Origin of the sequence: Microbulbifer halophilus, from assembly GCF_026183675.1 — a bacterium.
Lineage (GTDB): Bacteria > Pseudomonadota > Gammaproteobacteria > Pseudomonadales > Cellvibrionaceae > Microbulbifer > Microbulbifer halophilus.
Genome location: NZ_JAPIVK010000019.1, coordinates 23,471 through 40,109 on the forward strand (window position 1 = coordinate 23,471; position 16,639 = coordinate 40,109).

11 protein-coding genes and 1 pseudogene are annotated in these 16,639 nt (G+C 59.7%); 6 read left to right on the forward strand and 6 right to left on the reverse strand.

The features are described 5' to 3' along the window. Positions 1-64 precede the first annotated feature (64 nt). Both OQE62_RS11440 and OQE62_RS11445 read right to left on the reverse strand, forming a co-directional pair. On the reverse strand, positions 65-2,209 hold the full coding sequence (locus OQE62_RS11440; protein ID WP_265722172.1) for a M4 family metallopeptidase: 2,145 nt from the start codon (positions 2,207-2,209) through the stop codon (positions 65-67). Between the two features lie 447 nt (positions 2,210-2,656). Next, entirely contained in the window at positions 2,657-5,155 is a 2,499-nt protein-coding gene (locus OQE62_RS11445; RefSeq protein WP_265722173.1) for a cytochrome P450, read from the reverse strand. Positions 5,156-5,826: 671 nt separating this feature from the next. Between OQE62_RS11445 and tnpA the strand changes: the two are divergent. Beyond that, positions 5,827-6,261 (forward strand): annotated as a pseudogene (gene tnpA / locus OQE62_RS11450) (IS200/IS605 family transposase). A gap of 110 nt (positions 6,262-6,371) precedes the next feature. Here tnpA and OQE62_RS11455 read toward each other — a convergent pair. Beyond that, on the reverse strand, positions 6,372-7,706 hold the full coding sequence (locus OQE62_RS11455; RefSeq protein WP_265722174.1) for a glutamine synthetase family protein: 1,335 nt from the start codon (positions 7,704-7,706) through the stop codon (positions 6,372-6,374). Between the two features lie 244 nt (positions 7,707-7,950). On the opposite strand from OQE62_RS11455, the gene OQE62_RS11460 reads away from it, so the two are divergent. The 4 genes from OQE62_RS11460 (at position 7,951) to OQE62_RS11475 (ending at position 13,574) form a co-directional block, all read left to right on the forward strand. Beyond that, positions 7,951-9,258, forward strand: coding sequence for an NAD(P)/FAD-dependent oxidoreductase (locus OQE62_RS11460; RefSeq protein WP_265722175.1), 1,308 nt, complete (start codon positions 7,951-7,953; stop codon positions 9,256-9,258). A 172-nt stretch (positions 9,259-9,430) separates the two neighbouring features. Further along, positions 9,431-11,764 (forward strand): TonB-dependent receptor, encoded by a 2,334-nt coding sequence (locus OQE62_RS11465; protein WP_265722176.1) that lies wholly within the window; start codon positions 9,431-9,433, stop codon positions 11,762-11,764. 224 nt (positions 11,765-11,988) lie between these two features. Continuing rightward, positions 11,989-12,669 (forward strand): TetR/AcrR family transcriptional regulator, encoded by a 681-nt coding sequence (locus tag OQE62_RS11470; protein WP_265722177.1) that lies wholly within the window; start codon positions 11,989-11,991, stop codon positions 12,667-12,669. Next, entirely contained in the window at positions 12,669-13,574 is a 906-nt protein-coding gene (locus OQE62_RS11475; protein ID WP_265722178.1) for a 5'-nucleotidase, read from the forward strand. The genes OQE62_RS11470 and OQE62_RS11475 overlap by 1 nt, the downstream gene beginning before the upstream one ends. A 176-nt stretch (positions 13,575-13,750) precedes the next feature. Here the strand turns inward: OQE62_RS11475 and OQE62_RS11480 are convergent, their stop codons facing one another. Beyond that, positions 13,751-14,458, reverse strand: coding sequence for a helix-turn-helix transcriptional regulator (locus OQE62_RS11480; RefSeq protein ID WP_265722179.1), 708 nt, complete (start codon positions 14,456-14,458; stop codon positions 13,751-13,753). An 85-nt stretch (positions 14,459-14,543) separates the two neighbouring features. Next, positions 14,544-14,945, reverse strand: coding sequence for a VOC family protein (locus OQE62_RS11485; RefSeq protein ID WP_265722180.1), 402 nt, complete (start codon positions 14,943-14,945; stop codon positions 14,544-14,546). Positions 14,946-15,150: 205 nt separating this feature from the next. Between OQE62_RS11485 and cysB the strand changes: the two genes are divergently transcribed. Beyond that, the gene (cysB, locus tag OQE62_RS11490) at positions 15,151-16,122 is read left to right on the forward strand and encodes an HTH-type transcriptional regulator CysB (RefSeq protein WP_265722181.1); all 972 of its coding nucleotides are present in this window, start codon (positions 15,151-15,153) and stop codon (positions 16,120-16,122) included. Positions 16,123-16,179: 57 nt separating this feature from the next. Here the strand turns inward: cysB and OQE62_RS11495 are convergent, their stop codons facing one another. Beyond that, positions 16,180-16,461 (reverse strand): hypothetical protein, encoded by a 282-nt coding sequence (locus tag OQE62_RS11495; protein WP_265722182.1) that lies wholly within the window; start codon positions 16,459-16,461, stop codon positions 16,180-16,182. Positions 16,462-16,639: the final 178 nt, after the last annotated feature.

Genomic DNA, 16,639 nt, shown 5'->3' on the forward strand with positions numbered 1-16,639 from the left:
GCATTGACAAAAAAAGGGGGCAGCCGGACGGCTGCCCCCTTTTTTTTAAGGCTCTGATTGAAAGTCAGGGACTTGCCTGGGCCTCCAGGGTAACCCCGGAGTAGGAGTTGTAACCGCGGATACTGATATACCAGGTGCCCGACTGCGGATTGCTGATGTTGCAGTTCTCGTCATTGCCATAGTTGTAGGGGCGACAATCGTAGCTGCCGGTAGTGGGCTGGCTGCCATGGCGGACGTAGAGGTCGCCATCGCCGCTGCCGCCGGACATCTGCACGTCCAGCGACGACATTCCCGCCGATACATCCAGGGTAAAGTGCTGCCAGGAACCCTGGTTGCCGGACAGGTTGGTTTCCACCCAGCCGTCGCCGCTGCCACCGCCGCCATCTTCATCGAAGCTGCCCACCAGGCTGACGCCAGAGAAGCTGCTGTAGCCGCGCACCATGACATAGTAAGTGCCGGCCTGGACGTTGGAGATATCGCAGGTTTCGTTGTTGCCACCGACATAGGGGCGGCAGTCGTAGCTGGATGTGGTGGGGGCAGAGCCGAAGCGCACATAGAGGTCGGCGTCACCGCTGCCGCCGGAGATCTGGAAGCTCAGGTTGCTCGCGCCGGCGGGCACATCGAGTGTGTAGTGGATCTCCTCGCCACTACTGCCGGAGAGGTTGCTTTCCACCACACCGTTTTCCAGTTCGCCGCCGCCGGGGTTACCACCGCCACCGCCGCAGTTGGAGGTGGATACCCCGACGGTGTCGAAAGCGGCGGTTACCGCCGCCAGCTCGTAACCGAGATCTTCGGTTGCAGACACGACGCCGCAGGCACCGTCGATGTAGTCACTGGTCGAGTTCCAGTACATCTGGTTGGCGAGCACAAAAATATCGAATGCCTTGCGGGTATCCCAGCCGCCGGTGTTCGCGATCAGGTAGAAAGCGCGGTTGTAGACGCCGGAGCTGTAGTGCACATCCATTCCGGAGTAATAGTCAGACGCATGCCCGATGGAGCTGCCGTCCAGGGTCGGGTCCTCCATGTAGCGCAGGGCTCCGCTGCCTTTGAATATATCCGCACCGACCAGCCAATCGTTGCTGCCGCGCATATAGAATTCCGCCGCTTCACCGGCCATATCGGAAAAGGCTTCGTTGATGCCGCCGGATTGGGCCGAGTACTGCAGGCCGGAGTTCTGCTCGGTAAAGCCGTGGCTGACTTCGTGGGAAGAGACGTCCAGGCTGACCAGCGGGTGGAAGGTGCTGCCACCGTCGCCGAAGGTCATCTGGCTGCCGTCCCAGAAGGCGTTTTCGTAGTTGTTGCTGTAGTGCACGCGCATGCGCAGTTTCTGGGTCAGCGGTGCCGTGTTGTACCAGTCGCTGTACATATCGAAGACCACGCCACCGAAGAAGTGGGCGTCGTTCAGCGGCGAGTAGGCGCCGTTGATGGTCTTGTAATCATTGTACGGACAGGTAAACGAAAAGACGCTGCCGCCGCTGGTAGCGTGGTTCATGTCGACGGTTTCCACATTGGTGGTATCCATGCGGCAGTTGTCGTCGACGGTCATCGCCGGGTAGTCGGTGCCGTACTCGTACTGGCCGGTTTTCTGGTTGCCGCCGGGGCCGGTGGCATCCTGAGCGTGAGCCAGCCCGTCCCAGTGCTCGATGACTTCCCCGGTCAGGGCGTCGATAAAGTAGAACGGCCGCGTGGGCTCGTCACCGTATTCGACCCAGCTGACCAGATAGGCCAGGCGCGCCCGGTCCTGGTCATCGATATGGACATAGAGCTTCTGGTGCTTGTTCTTGGCTGCCAGTTGCAGCGCCGGAACGGAAAGGGCGCCCTTGACCTGGCCCTGTTGTGTGCGGGCGTTGACGGTGTGGTCCATGGCCCGCCGGAGTGCGTTGGTGGCCTGGATGGATGCCTTTACCGAGGGCACCTCCACGGTCAGACCGCTGAGCACGTCGCCCGCGACCTGCGCCGCCGCGCCCTGGCCGGAACTGGTCACTGACTGCCCCCACACGGGAACGCCCTCGTGAGTCTGGCGGTAGCGGGTTACCGCCTTGCCGTTGGGCAGGGTGCGGGAGCGCACTTTTTCAAGGGCGATATCGGAGCCACTGGTGGCGGCCAGGGCCTGGGGGGAGAGCATATCCGGGGTTGCCGGAATCCTGTCCGCCGCCTGGGCGCCGACTGCCAGTGCAAGAGTGCAACTGATTGCTACAAAACGCTTCATTGCTTGCTGTTCCTTGTTTTTTATCAAGTTATGAATCCGGATCTCGGCCGCGAGGGGTGGCCTCTTGCACAGCGCACCCCGCCCGGGGGGCATTGAAGGGTGTGCGGTGCCGGCAGAGCTCCGGAAGTGCGGTAGGTCAGACTGCAGAAGACTGGCTGGAGCAAGGGACGCCGGAAGACCTGGGGCGCCGCTCCGCTTTCTCAGACCGAAACATTCGGTGTTGCCGAACGAGATTCAGATTACAGGCCATACTCAAGATGACAATAAAATGATGATGGAGGGGCTATTTATTTTGTAATTTTTTGTTGGCTTTGCGCCATTTATCACAATTGCAGGCTGATTATCCCAATTTAGCTGAATGACAGCCACCTGCTGATCAAGTAAATTTGGTCACAGGTATTTTCCGGTTGATCCTCCTGCCAGTGGTACAGCTAGATGCACGATTCGTTAGTGGATCCGGATGCCCAGAGTCTCCAGACCGCGAAACACCAGGCTGGATCGCCATTTCGCCCCACCGGGTACCAGAGAGAGATCGTGCCGTATCAAGGCCGGCAGGACACGCCGCAGCTCGATTCGTGCGAGATGGGCGCCCAGGCAGTAGTGCGCGCCGTGAGCGAAGGCCACGTGCCGTCTGCTGTCACGGCCAAGGTCCAGGCGATCGGGTTTGAGAAAGGCCCGGGGATCCCGGTTTGCCGAGGAAAAGGAGAAGAGGACCATTTCGCCACGGCGCATCCGGTGGCCGCCGAAATCCAGGTCTTCGAGCGCGTAGCGTATCGAGCAGCGGACAGGACCATCGTATCGCAGCAGCTCTTCCACGGCGTTGTCGGAGATTTCAGGATGGGCCTGCCAACGCTCGAGCTGGTCGGGGTGGCGGAGCAAGGCGAGCGCGCTGTTGCCGATCATGTCGGTAGTGGTTTCAAAGCCGACCGCGAACATCAGGGCATAGTGGGTGACCAGCTCCTCGATGCTCAGACCTTGGTCCAACGCGGCGTTCGGATCGACGGTTCCGGGGCGACTCGCTACCTTTCGTTGTGTTTCCAGGTGTTCGCGAATGTATCGGCTGAATTCTTCCGCACTGCGATTGATGCGGATGGTGGTGTCATCCGACAGCAGTGGATCGAGCCCCAATATCATGTCCTGTCCCCAAGGCAACACTTCGGACACGTCCTCCCGGGGGAATCCCAGTATTTCACTGATGGCAGCCGCCGGCAGCGGCAAGGCGAGTTCCTTGATCAGATCGACTTCCCTACTTTGGCGTAGCTTATCGATAAGCTCTGCGGCGCATTCGTCGATATAACTGGTCCAACGCTTTACGGCCTCGGGGGTGAATAGGGGCGAGAAGACGCGCCTGAGCTGTTGGTGCTGAGGAGGATCCAAGAACAGCATGAAACGGTTGAGGTGTTGGCTGAAGGAGACTCCTTCTTGTTGGCGGCTCAAGGCGCTGAGGAAAGGAAAGTTTGCACTACTTGTGTCGAGACGTGGCGTTTCGGTTAGCCCACGTGGGTCGACACCAAAGCGCTTGTCGCGTAGACCTGCCGATACTTCGGTGTGGCGGGTTAGCCACCACCTCGAGACCGTATCCTTGACAACCGGGCCACAGTCGCGCAGTTGTGAAAGGAATGGATAGGGATCGTCGATATAGTCCTGATGGTAAGGATCGAAGGAGATACCCTGCCCGGAGATCTCCAGGGCTCGTCCAGGTGAACGAGGTGCCTTGGCGGGAAGCAGGCGGTCCAGCCCCAGGGAAAGTCGAGATTGCGCATCCATCGCTGGTCGCATCGCCTCGGCGAGTGCCTTGGCATGAGGCGGACGTACCATGGTGACGTGGTCTCCAGGCACCGTGATGATGTTCAACGAGGCGTACAGCCCCTTCCATCCCAGGTCCGGTTCGTCGGTACAGAAGTGGAGGCTGCGGCCAGGATGCACTAGTTCTGCGGGAAACTCGGATCGAGCACACAGCAGGGTGGCCGGGCCGGGATAGAACCGCGGTTGAAACCTCTCCATCGCCATATAATTGGCGTGATGGACGGTGGCTATCCTGCTTAGCGAATTGAAATGGGGCCCCAGACGTTTCGCCAGTAATTCCCGCTGCTCTTCAGGAGGTAGTGACTCCAGCTCGCTGGCGTAAATCGGGTTGTCATCAAGGCGGCCGGAGAGGCGCTGAACAATGTTGTGGAGTTCGAACAGGGCCATCAATTCGGAGGTGGTGACGTCTTTCCCCTCGCCGATACTCCGGACCTGAAAGGTATCGATCAGGAACAGCGCCTCTATCTGCTCGCCCTGTTCGTGGAGTTGACATGCCATTTCATGGGCGACCAACCCTCCGAAGGAGTGTCCCGCGAGTCGGTAGGGCCCCTCGGGTTGGATAGTCTGCATTTCGCCGATGTAGCGCCGCGCGAGTTCCTCGACCGAACCAGTAGGGGGTTCGGTACCGTCGATGCCCGGTGACTGGAAAGCGATCGTCGAGGAAAGGCCAGTTAGCTCGGAACAAAGACTCGACAGATAGGTTGCCACGCCCATTGAGCCGGGAATACAGAACAAGGGGAGCGCGACCTCCCAGTCGTGCAGCGCTACCGCACAGGCGCCGGGCTGTGCCTTCAGGGACGTACTCGCCGGGGTGCCGGCTCCTCCTTCTGTGCCCGTCTTCATCCGAGTTTCTTCAACGAGGTCGACCAATTGGCCCAGCGTCATGGAGCCGAATAGGGACATCACAGGCAGTTTCACGTGGAAATGGCGCTCGATGTATTCCACCAGCTCCACGGCTGCCAGAGAATCCAGGCCAAGCTGGTTCAGAGGATGGTCCTCGGGGATCGAGGTGGCTCCAGCGTCGTTTTCGAGAAGTCGAGCTACTTCCCGGGTAAGGCCTTCGCGCAGATTTCGCCGATGCGAGGGGCGAACTGTTTCCCGGTCAGCATCGTGACTGGTGGGATCGAGAAGTTGGTCCACGGGCTCTCCTTGCACATTCCCTGTGGCCAGGGTTTCATAAAATGCCGTTGAAAAGGCAGCTCAATCCCAGTTTTTTGCCATCAAATTACTGGCATCTGCACGAGGTGTTGAATGCCTAGTCTGGCCCCATTGTTGAGAATGGAAATATATCTTTCTGTGCACAGTTTTTATAGTATTTCAGCGTATTAATCCGAAAACAGCAGTATTTCTAGCTGGCCGTTGGGGAGAAGTCAAGACGTATTCGGAAACCAACTTTGAACCGGAATGCTGAAGCGGCTGAGTTGTACTGTGATGGCCAAGAATATTTGATCACCAAACAGCTTAAAGAGATCCGTGAGCAGCGTGAGTTCGAACTTTGAGAAGCTGGGAAGGCGCTGGTGATATCCATCTACAGACCGATATACAAAAAAAATTGGATACCGGATTAACCGGTTGGGGGAATTCCAGGTCTTTCTAAACCCCAGATCCTCCCGGAAGGTTAATAGATCGACGCCGAAATTTTTCTCATGATGCAAAGACATCAACTGCCTGTTTTACCCATAATACTGAATAATTAACACATAGGTAAACCACCGCCTCTGGCGGTGAGACTCGACAGGGCTCTGCCGTTCAGGCGTGCAGGGTAGAGAATATGGCCTTCCAAGAACCGGCAAGTTCTAATAGGAGGCCATATGAGAGATTGGCAGAGCCAAGCTCACGTCAAACATTATTGCAGGTATCACATCGTATTTGTCCCCAAATACCGGAAAAAGGCGATATTTGGGACTTTACGCAGAGAGATCGGCTCGATATTCCGTGATCTTTGCCGCCAGGCGGGTGTTGAGCTGGTAGAGGGTTACGCGATGAGGGATCACATCCACATGCTGTTGATGATTCCACCGAAGTTCAGCGTGGCTAATACGGTAGGGCTTCTGAAGGGGAAGTCGGCGATACGAATATTTCGTGAACATCTGCAGGTGAAGAGAAATTTCAGCGGTAGACATTTCTGAGCTAGGGGATACTGCGTAAGCACCGTTGGCTTAGATGAACAGATGATTCGAGAGTACATCGAGAATCAGGAAAATGAAGAGCGCCGCCAGGAGCAGATGAGGTTGGCGGGGCTGTGACATAGCCCCCTCTGGGGGCTTTCATCATACCACCCGCTCTGCGGGTGGTTGCTGATTGTTTGCGTGCACAAAAAAGCCCCGTGAGACAGAGCATTGCCGGTGTTACAGGATCAGACGTTCAGCAGCAGGTACTCCCGCTCCCAGGAGCTGATAACGCGGTTGAACTCCTCGTATTCGTCGCGCTTGATCGCGCTCCAGGCGCGCACAAATTTCTCCCCGAACATTTCGTTTGCCTCTTCGCATTCCAGCAGCAGGCTCAGGGCGTGTTCCTGGGTGCGGGGCAGGGAGATCGGTTCCTCCGAGCAATCGCCGCGGTAGGGTTCGCTCGGCTCGATCTTGTTGGTCATGCCCAGGTAGCCGCAGGCCAGCGAGGTGGCGATGGCCAGGTAGGGGTTGCAGTCCGCTCCGGGGAAGCGGTTTTCCAGGCGTTTCGCCTGGGGCGAGCTGTCCGGTACGCGCAGGCCGGTGGTGCGGTTGTCATAGCCCCAGTGCAGGCTGGTGGGGGCGGCGATTTCCGGGGTAAAGCGCCGGTAGGAATTCACGTTGGGGGCAAAAAAGCTCATAAAGCCGGGAGTGTACTTCTGCATGCCGCCGATAAAGTGGTGGAAGGTCTCGTTCTCCCGCCCTTCCTCGTCGACGAAAATATTCCCGCCGGTTTCGGTATCGACGATGCTCTGGTGAATGTGCAGCGCACTGCCGGGCTCCGGCTCCATCGGTTTGGCCATGAAGGTGGCGTAGATGCCGTGGCGCAGCGCCGTTTCGCGCACGGTGCGCTTGAAGGTAAAGACCTGGTCGGCGAGCTTTAGCGGATCGCCGTGCAGGAAATTGATTTCCATCTGTGCCGTGCCGGATTCGTGGATCAAGGTATCCACGTCCAGCCTTTGGGCTTCGCAGAAATCGTACATGTCCTCGATGATCGGTTCATACTCGTTGGCCGCATCGATACTGTAGGATTGCCGGGTTTTTTCCGTGCGGCCGGAGCGGCCCACGGGAGCGCACAGCTTCTCGTCCGGATCCAGGTTGCGCTTGATCAGGTAGAACTCCACCTCCGGCGCGACCACCGGCTTCCAGCCGCGGGCGGCGTACTTGTCGAGCACGAACTTGAGGATATTGCGCGTGCTGATCGGGTGCGGCTGGCCGTCGCGGGTGTAGCAGTCGTGAATGATCTGCGCCGTGGGCTCGTTGGCCCAGGGGTTGAGTCGGATGGAGTCCGGGTCCGGCACCAACAGCATGTCGGTGTCCGCCGGGTCTACCAGCTCGTTGTGTTCATCGACGTAGTCACCGGTTACCGTCTGCACCAGGATGCTCTCCGGCAGGCGGCTGTCCTGGGTGAGGAATTTATCCGTGGGGGTAAATTTGCCCCGCGCGTTGCCGGACATGTCGGGCACCAGGCATTCCACCTCGGAAATGCTGTGTTCGGCGAGCCACTTCTTGATCTTGTCCATGTTGCACCTTGGGTGGAGTGATCCTGTTCGGACTGTACTTATTATACGCCCGGAGAACCGGCCACAGGCGCACAGCATCTGCGGCCTGGTCTGTAGCCGATTTGGACGGGCCAAAAAGTGATCGGATCAGAAAATCGATCACCGGCTTTGATTATGACAATAAACCGAATTATTATTCAATTATAAATTGAATGATTGTTCGGTTTTGGCCCGGGTCGGCCATTGCCGCCGATGGAGACGTTTTATGACCGCCACTGGTACCGTGAACAAGTTGGTGGGGCACACCGATTCCTACTATGCCGCCAGCGCAAACCCCGCGCCGGTCTGCCCGCCGCTGGAAGGGCAGGTGGAGGCCGATGTGTGCGTGATCGGTGCCGGCTATACCGGCCTGTCGTCCGCGCTGCACCTGGCGGAGCGGGGCTACAGGGTGGTGGTGCTGGAGGCCGAGCGCATCGGCTGGGGCGCATCCGGCCGCAACGGCGGCCATGTGGGAGTAGGGCAGCGCCGCGGCCAGGAGGACCTGGAGAGACTGCTCGGCGCGGACACCGCCAGGCAGCTCTGGGATATGAGTGTCGAGGCGGTACAGTTGGTAGAGGAACTGATCACCCGCCACGGCATTCAGTGCGACCTGAAGCGCGGCATCATGCACCTGGCGGCCAAGCGCAGCCACAACCGGGATTTGGAACAGGAGGTCGAACTGCTGCGCAAGCGCTACGGCTACGAGCAGATGCGCTACGCGGAAGAGGACGAGGTTCGCTCGCTGGTGGGATCCGAACGCTATTTTGGTGCGCAGATCGACAGTGGTTCCCTGCACCTGCACCCGCTGAACTACGCCCTGGGCCTCGCGGACGCCGCCGCAGCCGCCGGGGTGCAGTTCTTCGAGCACAGCCGCGTTACCGACTACAAGGGCGGTTCCCTCTGCACGGTGAATACCGGCAAGGGCCAGGTAAAGGCGAAGAATGTAGTGCTGGCCTGTAACGGTTACCTGGGTGGGCTGGAGCCGCGCATGGCCGGCAAGATCATGCCCATCAACAACTTCGTGCTGGCCACCGAGCCGCTGCCGGAGGAGCTGGCCCGGGAGCTGATTGCCAACGACCATGCGCTGCAGGATACCCTGTTCGTCATTGACTACTGGAAACTCTCCGGTGACAACCGCCTGATATTCGGTGGCGGCGAGAACTACACTGCGCGTTTCCCACAGGATATTCGTCACTTCGTACGAAAGTACATGTTGCAGGTCTATCCGCAACTGGCGGACACCCGGATTGAATTCGGCTGGGGCGGCACCCTGGCCATCTCCATGAACCGGATGCCGCACCTGGGGCGCCTGGAGCCCAACGTCTTCTACAGCCAGGGTTATTCGGGTCACGGCGTGCCTACGGCCACTCTGGCCGGCAAGCTGATCGCGGAGGTAGTGGCGGGCACTGAGGAGCGTTTTGATATACTGGCACAAATTCCTACGCCCACTTTCCCGGGCGGTACTCTTCTGCGGTGGCCGGGGCTGGTGGCGGGAATGCTCTACTATAGCCTTAAAGACAGGTTGGGCAGTTAAGGCTGCTCCATTAAGGGGCGATTGACGCATCAAATTAGGAGAAAAATTTCGAATTTGAATAATAATTCGGTTTGTGGGATAACGGTGTTCCAGACAAACTTCTTTCTTTGGGAATAAGCCATCGGCGGTATCGGATGTGCAACCCTGAATAAAAAAAATGACGGGGGCGACCATGCCTGTTACAGATAAATCACTGAAGACCAATAGACATACACTGGCGTCGGCGATCGGCGTGGCAGTACTGACTGCAAGCTCCGGGGCCTCCGCGGCGGAAATCGAGGAGATTGTTGTCACCGCACAGATGCGTGCGGAATCCCTCAAGGATGTACCCATGGCAGTGAGCGCCTTTACCGGCGACACCGTCAAGAACAGCAACCTGAGCGATTTCAAGGATCTCTTCTCCCTGACGCCGGGCGTCTCCGGCGAGACCACCGATTCCTACTTCGACTCGGTATCCGTGCGGGGGGTCAACAACAACAGTTTTGGCAGCGGCAGCGACCCGGCCCTGGGGATCTTCCTGGACGGCGTCTACCAGAGCCGCACCGGCGCCACACCCAGTATGTACGACCTGGAACGCGTCGAAGTGGTAAAGGGGCCGCAGGGCACCCTGTTCGGTCGCAACACCGCCTCCGGTGCCATTTCCATGGCGACCCGCAAGCCCGGCGACACCTTCGCCGGGGAGGTGTCTGTGAACGCCGGCCAGTACGGCCGCAAACAGTTCGAGGGCGCTGTGGATATGCCGCTGGGCGAAGACCTGGCGGTGCGCATTGCCGGTATCCATAAAGAGGAGGACGGCCACGTCACAAACCTCGAGGGCGGCCGCGACCTGGGTGCCAGCGAGAGCGACGCCATGCGCCTGACCGCCGTTTACGACGGTTTCGACAACACAACCGTCACCCTGATGGGGCAGTACGAAGAGCGCAAGAACGACGGCACCATCTACCGTTCCCTGGACACCGACGGCGCCTACGACGAGGTGGCAAACGACGAGCGGGGCCTGGATGAGTCGGAAATCGGCGATGTCATCCTCACTGTGGAGCACGAGCTGGCCAGCGGCGCCACCCTGACTTCCATCAGCGGCTACAAGACTCACGACTACGCCTATAAAGAGGACTTCGACGGCACCGCCGATCCCATCGATACCTACACCCGCGAGCAGAGCGGCGACTTCTTCAGCCAGGAGTTCCGCCTGTCCTCTGACAACAGCGGCCCCTTCAACTACGTGCTCGGCGCTTCCTATTATCGGGAAGACCTGGACGCGGCCTTCGCCGGTATCGACCACGAGGACTTCATCTGTGACGGCATCTACGCGGACGAGTGGGAAGAGGGGCTGGACAGCTTCGTGACCTGCGACGCGCTCCCGCAGGGCGTAATCGAGGAGGCTTTCGGTTTCGGAGAGGGCGAGCCCTGGGAGTACGCCCCGGGCCGGATGTCTATCGAGGCCGCCGACACAGTGGGCGACTTCAGCGGTTGGGGCGTGTTCGCCAACACCACTTTCGACCTGAGCGAAGCGACAACTCTCGGTCTCGGTGCGCGCTATACCGAGGACGACAAAGCCTACAGCGTGGATTCCCCCTGGCCGGATACCTGGACCGGTGGCTGGAATTACCAGGCCATGTACACCGACGGCCCGATCACCGGCGACCACACCTGGGACAATCTCTCCGGCCGCGCCACCCTGACTCACATCATCAGTGACACACTCACCACCTACGCCAGCGTTGCCACCGGCTACAAATCCGGTGGTTTCGACTACCTGTCCTACCACATCACCGACCCGGCCTACGGCGACGAGATCAGCCAGGCAGACTGGCTCTGGGAGAACGACTACGAGGTCAACGCCGACAATGCCGAGCCCAGCCGCTTCGACGAGGAGACGGTGCTCTCGTATGAGCTGGGCCTGAAGGCGCGCCTGCTGGACAACCGCCTGGCGCTGAATGCCGCTGCCTTCCAGTACACCTACGACGATATGCAACAGGCGTTCTGGGTGGGCGCGGCCGCCATTACCCGCAACGTGGGTGAATCCGAAGGGCGGGGCCTGGAAGTGGATGCCCGCTGGATGCTCACCGACAACCTGGACCTGTATACCGGGCTGTCCTGGCTGGATACCGAGTTTACCGGTGCGCCCGCCGAGATGTGCGATACCTGCGATGGCAACGAGATGGCTTTCTCGCCCGGATTCTCCTCCGCCACGGTGCTGACCTACCGCTACATGACCGGCCTAGGCGAACTCTCCGTTTCCGGTGAATACACCTTCACCGGCGAACAGTGGTCCGATCTGGAGAATACCAAAGCGGTGAGACTGGACAGCCGCAATGTCTTCAACCTGCGCGTGGCCCTGACCTCGCCGGAGGACAGTTGGACCGCGGGGCTCTACGCGGAAAACCTGACCGGCGAGAAGTACTACCACTGGGGCTACGCCGAGGCCCTCTACAACCTGCCGGCCACCAAGACGGATCCGTCCCGCGGCCGCGTGGTGGGTGTCAACCTGGACTACCGCTTCTGACTCTTTCCTCATCTCTCACAGGATGAACGGAAAACCGGCGCCCCCGCGCCGGTTTTCTGTTTTATGGGGTTCAAGTTTCGGGAAGCACTTCTGGTAGCTGGAGCGAGGTGCCTCGCTCCCCGAAACTCGAACCTGAAGCCCGTTCCCCGGTCGGACGCGACCCGGTCGATATAGCGCGCCGATTTGATGGTAGACTGGTGCCAGCCGAGAAGGGGGAGACGATCTTGTCCAACGCAGAACAGAAGAAACGCAGAAGCCAGCTCAGCCCCCGCCGCGAACCGGTACAGGAACGGGCCCGCACCCGCTCCCGCCAGATTCTGGATACTACCGGCCGCCTGCTGGAGGAAGTGGGGCTCAACGACCTGACCACCATCCTGATCGCCAAGGAGCTGGGGGTTTCGGTCGGTTCCCTGTACCACTATTTCCCCAACAAACACGCCATCCTCTACGCGATGGGCGAGCAGTGGCTCGCCAGCATGACCGTCGCGCTGGAGGAACTGGAACGGGTGGATCTGGAGCGGATGCCACTGGAGGATTTTGTCGGCGAGCTGATCGGGCGGCTGCTGGCGGTCTACCGCGAACAGCGCGGCCTGTTGCCGCTGGTGCAGGCGATGTGGGGGATTCCGGAGCTGCAGCAACTGGACGAGCGTCACGATGAACTGATCATCAGCCACCTGACCAATATGTTCCAGCGCCTGGGTTTCCGCTGCCCGGCCAATGAGCTGAGCCGCCTGGCGCGGGCGACCCTGGAAACCTGCCACGCGATCTTCCTGGTCATCGTCAACCAGGTGGGCGTGCGCTCCGACCGCACCCGCGAAGACCTGAAACAGATGCTGTTGACCATGCTCAATGCCCACCGCGATGAAGTCCGACCCGCGGGGCTCGACGATGTGGAGGCCCCCTGATGCCGCAGCTCGCTGACAAGCTGGTAATCGCCATCTCGTCGCGGGCCCTGTTCGACCTGCAGGACAGCCACCGGGTGTTCGAGGAGCGGGGCCTGCAGGCCTTTTCCGACTACCAGACGGCGCACGAGAACGATGTGCTGGAAAAGGGCGACGCCTTTCCGCTGGTGGAAAAATTCCTGCAAATCAACGATCGCCTGGAGGGCGATTCGCGGGTGGAAGTGATACTGCTGTCCCGCAACAGCGCCGACACCGGCCTGCGGGTGTTCAATTCCATCGAGCACTACGGCCTGAATATTACCCGCGCGGCTTTCTGCAACGGCGAGAGCCCCTATCGCTACATTGCACCTTTCGGCTGCCACCTTTTCCTGTCCTCCGACGGGCAGGACGTGCGCCACGCGCTGGAGCAGGGCGTGGCTGCGGCGACACTGATCGCCGGCGGTGCCCGGGAGAGACAGGACGATACACTGCGGTTTGCTTTCGATGGCGATGCCGTGATCTTCTCCGACGAAGCGGAGCAGATTTTCAAGCGCGATGGCCTCGCCGCCTTCGCCGCCGCCGAGCGCGCATCCGCCCAGAAGCCGCTGGGTGGCGGGCCCTTCAAGGGATTCCTGGAAGCCCTGCAGCGCCTGCAGAGCGAGTTCGGCCCCGACAGCTGCCCCATCCGCACGGCCCTCGTCACCGCGCGCTCGGCACCCGCACACGAACGGGTCATCCGCACCCTGCGCGCCTGGAATGTGCGCCTCGATGAATCGGTCTTTCTCGGCGGCCTGCCCAAGGGCGAATTCCTGCGCGCTTTCGGTGCCGATGTCTTCTTCGATGACCAGCCCAACCACTGTGCCTCGGCGGCCGAGCATGTGGCCACCGGCCATGTGCCGCACGGTGTGGCCAATTTGGAAGAATCCTGAATCCGGAACTGCCAATATAAGGGCGAACCTTGTGCTCGCCCTTGGTGAGACCGCCCCAATAAGCCGGTTCCGTGGCGGCCCTGCTACTGGTAGCAGCGCCGCCACTGAACTGGCTAATAGGCTCAGAACGATGTGCCCCAGATCTGAGAAGACCGAGCCGAACACAAGGTTTGCCCCTACGGAAAGGCCCGGTCGACAAATTCCGGATCGTACTGGCGGATATAGGTCTCCAGTGTCTGGTGCGGCTCGATCCGGAAAGGCTCCCCGGTAAGTTCCAGGTCCTGAATCCTGTCGAGACGGAACAGGCGGTGGTCGTCTCGCAGCAGGCACCAGGCCAGTAGCGTCCAGGCGCCGCCCCAGTAGATCAGGGCCAGGGGCTTGCCGCGGCGCTGGGTGGGGTTGCCCTGTTCATCGCGGTAGTCCAGCCAGATCGCTTCCCGGTTCTTGATCGCCCGCCGGATGCTGCCACCGAAACGCGATTTCTCGCGGCGCTTGTTGCCGGGTACCAGGAACGTCGAGCGCTGCAGGTCCTGCTGCTGCAATATCCGCTCCGGCAGTACCGAGCGGATCTTCTGCAGTGCCGAATCCGCGGCCGCGCCGATATCCTCGTCGCCCCAGCCCTGCACCATGCGCACACCCAGCAGCAGCGCCTCAATCTCGCTTTCACTGAACATCAGCGGCGGGATAAACGAGCCTTTGCGCAGTCGATAGCCGACTCCGGCTTCCCCCTCGATGGGAATGCCCGATAACACCAGGGATTGCACATCCCGATAGAGGGTGCGCTCGGAAACGCCGAGTCGTTCCGCCAGCGCAGCGGCCGTAACCGCAGTGCGGCGCACACGCAGCAGATTCAGCAGCTGTAGCAGTCGTTCGGATTTGTTCATGAATGCGGACTCTCTTCCGGATAGACCTTACCGGAGCGACGCCCGGCGCGACAGTCACTCAGGCGTGTTCAGCCGGCGCTTCATCTCAGTGCATGGCCTCGACCTTGTGGCCGTCGGGATCGCGGACAAAACAGCCGTAATAGGCTTCGCCGTACGCGGGGCGCGGTCCCGGCTCCCCTTCCGGTGTGGCGCCGGCCGCCAGGGCGGCTGAATAAAAGGCATCCACCTGCTTCTGCGAATCCGCCAGAAAGGCGAAGTGGGTACCGTTGCCGACACTCGCTTCTTCACCGTTATGGGGCGGATGTACCCAGAATTCCGGAAACGCCCGGCCGTAGGCAACCACCGTGGGTAAATCCAGAACCCGGCGCGCCCCCAGTACTGCAAGAGCGCTGTCGTAGAAGGCCGTGGCCTCGGCAAACCGGTTGGTGCCGATCGAGACATGGCTCATGATCGAGGGATTGCCACCTTCCATCGTTGTATCGTCCATTGGAGTCTCCTTTTGTGAAATCGCCGCCAGACTAGGAGACATTACTGTCAGTTGGCGTCAGTAGACAGAAAAGACGTTTCAGCTGTTGGCTCCATCGACGAATGACTGCTATTCTTTTCTCGCATAAACTTAGACAGTTTTTATAACAATCGGGGAGTCACAGTCGTCACTGCGACTGTGCGGCATGCAACGTCAGGGAGATTCTATGAAGCTGCAGCAGTTGCGCTATATCTGGGAAGTGGCTCATCACGAACTCAATGTTTCTGCGACAGCACAGAGCCTCTTCACATCCCAGCCCGGTATCAGCAAACAGATCCGCCTGCTGGAGGATGAGCTTGGCGTAGAAATCTTCGCACGCAGCGGCAAGCACCTGACCCGCGTGACGCCGGCCGGCGAAGCCATCCTGAAAACCGCCGGCGAGATCATGCGCAAGGTGGAGAACATCAAGCAGGTGGCCCAGGAGTTTAGCAACGACAAGAAGGGCAGCCTCTCCATCGCCACCACCCACACCCAGGCGCGCTATGCGCTGCCGCCGGTGATCAAGTCCTTTATCGGCCGCTACCCGGAAGTATCCCTGCATATGCACCAGGGAACGCCGATGCAGATCTCCGAAATGGCCGCCGACGGCACCGCCGATTTCGCCATCGCCACCGAGGCGCTGGAGCTGTTCAGCGATCTGGTGATGATGCCGGTCTACCGTTGGGATCGCTGTATCCTGGTGCCCAGGGACCACCCGCTGTGCCAGCTTGACAAGCTGAGTCTGGAAGAGGTGGCCAAACACCCGATCGTCACTTATGTATTCGGCTTCACCGGCCGTTCCAAGCTGGACGAGGCCTTCCTGGAGCGCGGACTTTCACCGAAAGTGGTATTCACCGCGGCGGATGCGGACGTGATCAAGACCTATGTGCGGCTGGGGCTGGGTATCGGTATCGTCGCCGATATGGCGGTGGACGAGGAGGACGACGATCTGGTGGCCCTGGATGCGAGCGGACTGTTCGAGTCGAGCATCACCAAGATCGGCTTCCGCAAAGGGATATTCCTGCGTGGCTTCATGTACGAATTTATCCAGCAGTTCGCCCCGCACCTGTCTCGGGAACTGGTGGACCAGGCCGCACATGCGGCCTCGCGGGCGGAAGTGGATGAGCTCTTCGCGGGGATGGAATTGCCCGTCTACTGATTCAAAAAACCAATATTGAAAAATGTCCAAGGGCCGTCATTTGATATCCAGTCTTTGTTATTTTTCCATTGGCCCGAGTACTTCCTTGGCAAACTTGAAGTACACCGTGTAGATTTCCGCTTCCCCGCCTTCCCTCTCTACGATAAAAAAGGGCGCGCGGTCGACCTTGTGCTCGCGCGCCAGTTCCATGCCGCGGCTGTTTTCATCGCGGACGTCGGCAATCACCGTCTCGTCGATAAAGCGCATCTGGTCCTTCTGATCCAGCTTTTCCTGTACGTCCCCGCATTTGGCGCAGGGGGAACCGTCTTCGAGCACTTTCTTTACCAGCGTAATCTTCACTCTGACATCCTTAACAGAAAAGTTTCCAATGCCCGCAATGCGGGTGAATGGCGCAGAAGTTAGCAGAGTGGCTAATAACTTTGAAATATCAATGGGGGATAGGTCTATAACCTGGGACTGGGGACTCGGTCAGTGTGTAGATTGGACCGAGCTTTGCGAAGTCCAACATCGGGCGCCG

Bases quoted from the DNA above. Each gene is read 5' to 3' on its own strand.
- OQE62_RS11440 (WP_265722172.1), bottom strand. From the start codon at position 2,209: ATGAAGCGTTTTGTAGCAATCAGTTGCACTCTTGCACTGGCAGTCGGC.
- OQE62_RS11455 (WP_265722174.1), bottom strand. From the start codon at position 7,706: ATGGACAAGATCAAGAAGTGGCTCGCCGAACACAGCATTTCCGAGGTG.
- OQE62_RS11460 (WP_265722175.1), top strand. From the start codon at position 7,951: ATGACCGCCACTGGTACCGTGAACAAGTTGGTGGGGCACACCGATTCC.
- OQE62_RS11465 (WP_265722176.1), top strand. From the start codon at position 9,431: ATGCCTGTTACAGATAAATCACTGAAGACCAATAGACATACACTGGCG.
- OQE62_RS11475 (WP_265722178.1), top strand. From the start codon at position 12,669: ATGCCGCAGCTCGCTGACAAGCTGGTAATCGCCATCTCGTCGCGGGCC.
- OQE62_RS11480 (WP_265722179.1), bottom strand. From the start codon at position 14,458: ATGAACAAATCCGAACGACTGCTACAGCTGCTGAATCTGCTGCGTGTG.
- OQE62_RS11485 (WP_265722180.1), bottom strand. From the start codon at position 14,945: ATGGACGATACAACGATGGAAGGTGGCAATCCCTCGATCATGAGCCAT.
- cysB (WP_265722181.1), top strand. From the start codon at position 15,151: ATGAAGCTGCAGCAGTTGCGCTATATCTGGGAAGTGGCTCATCACGAA.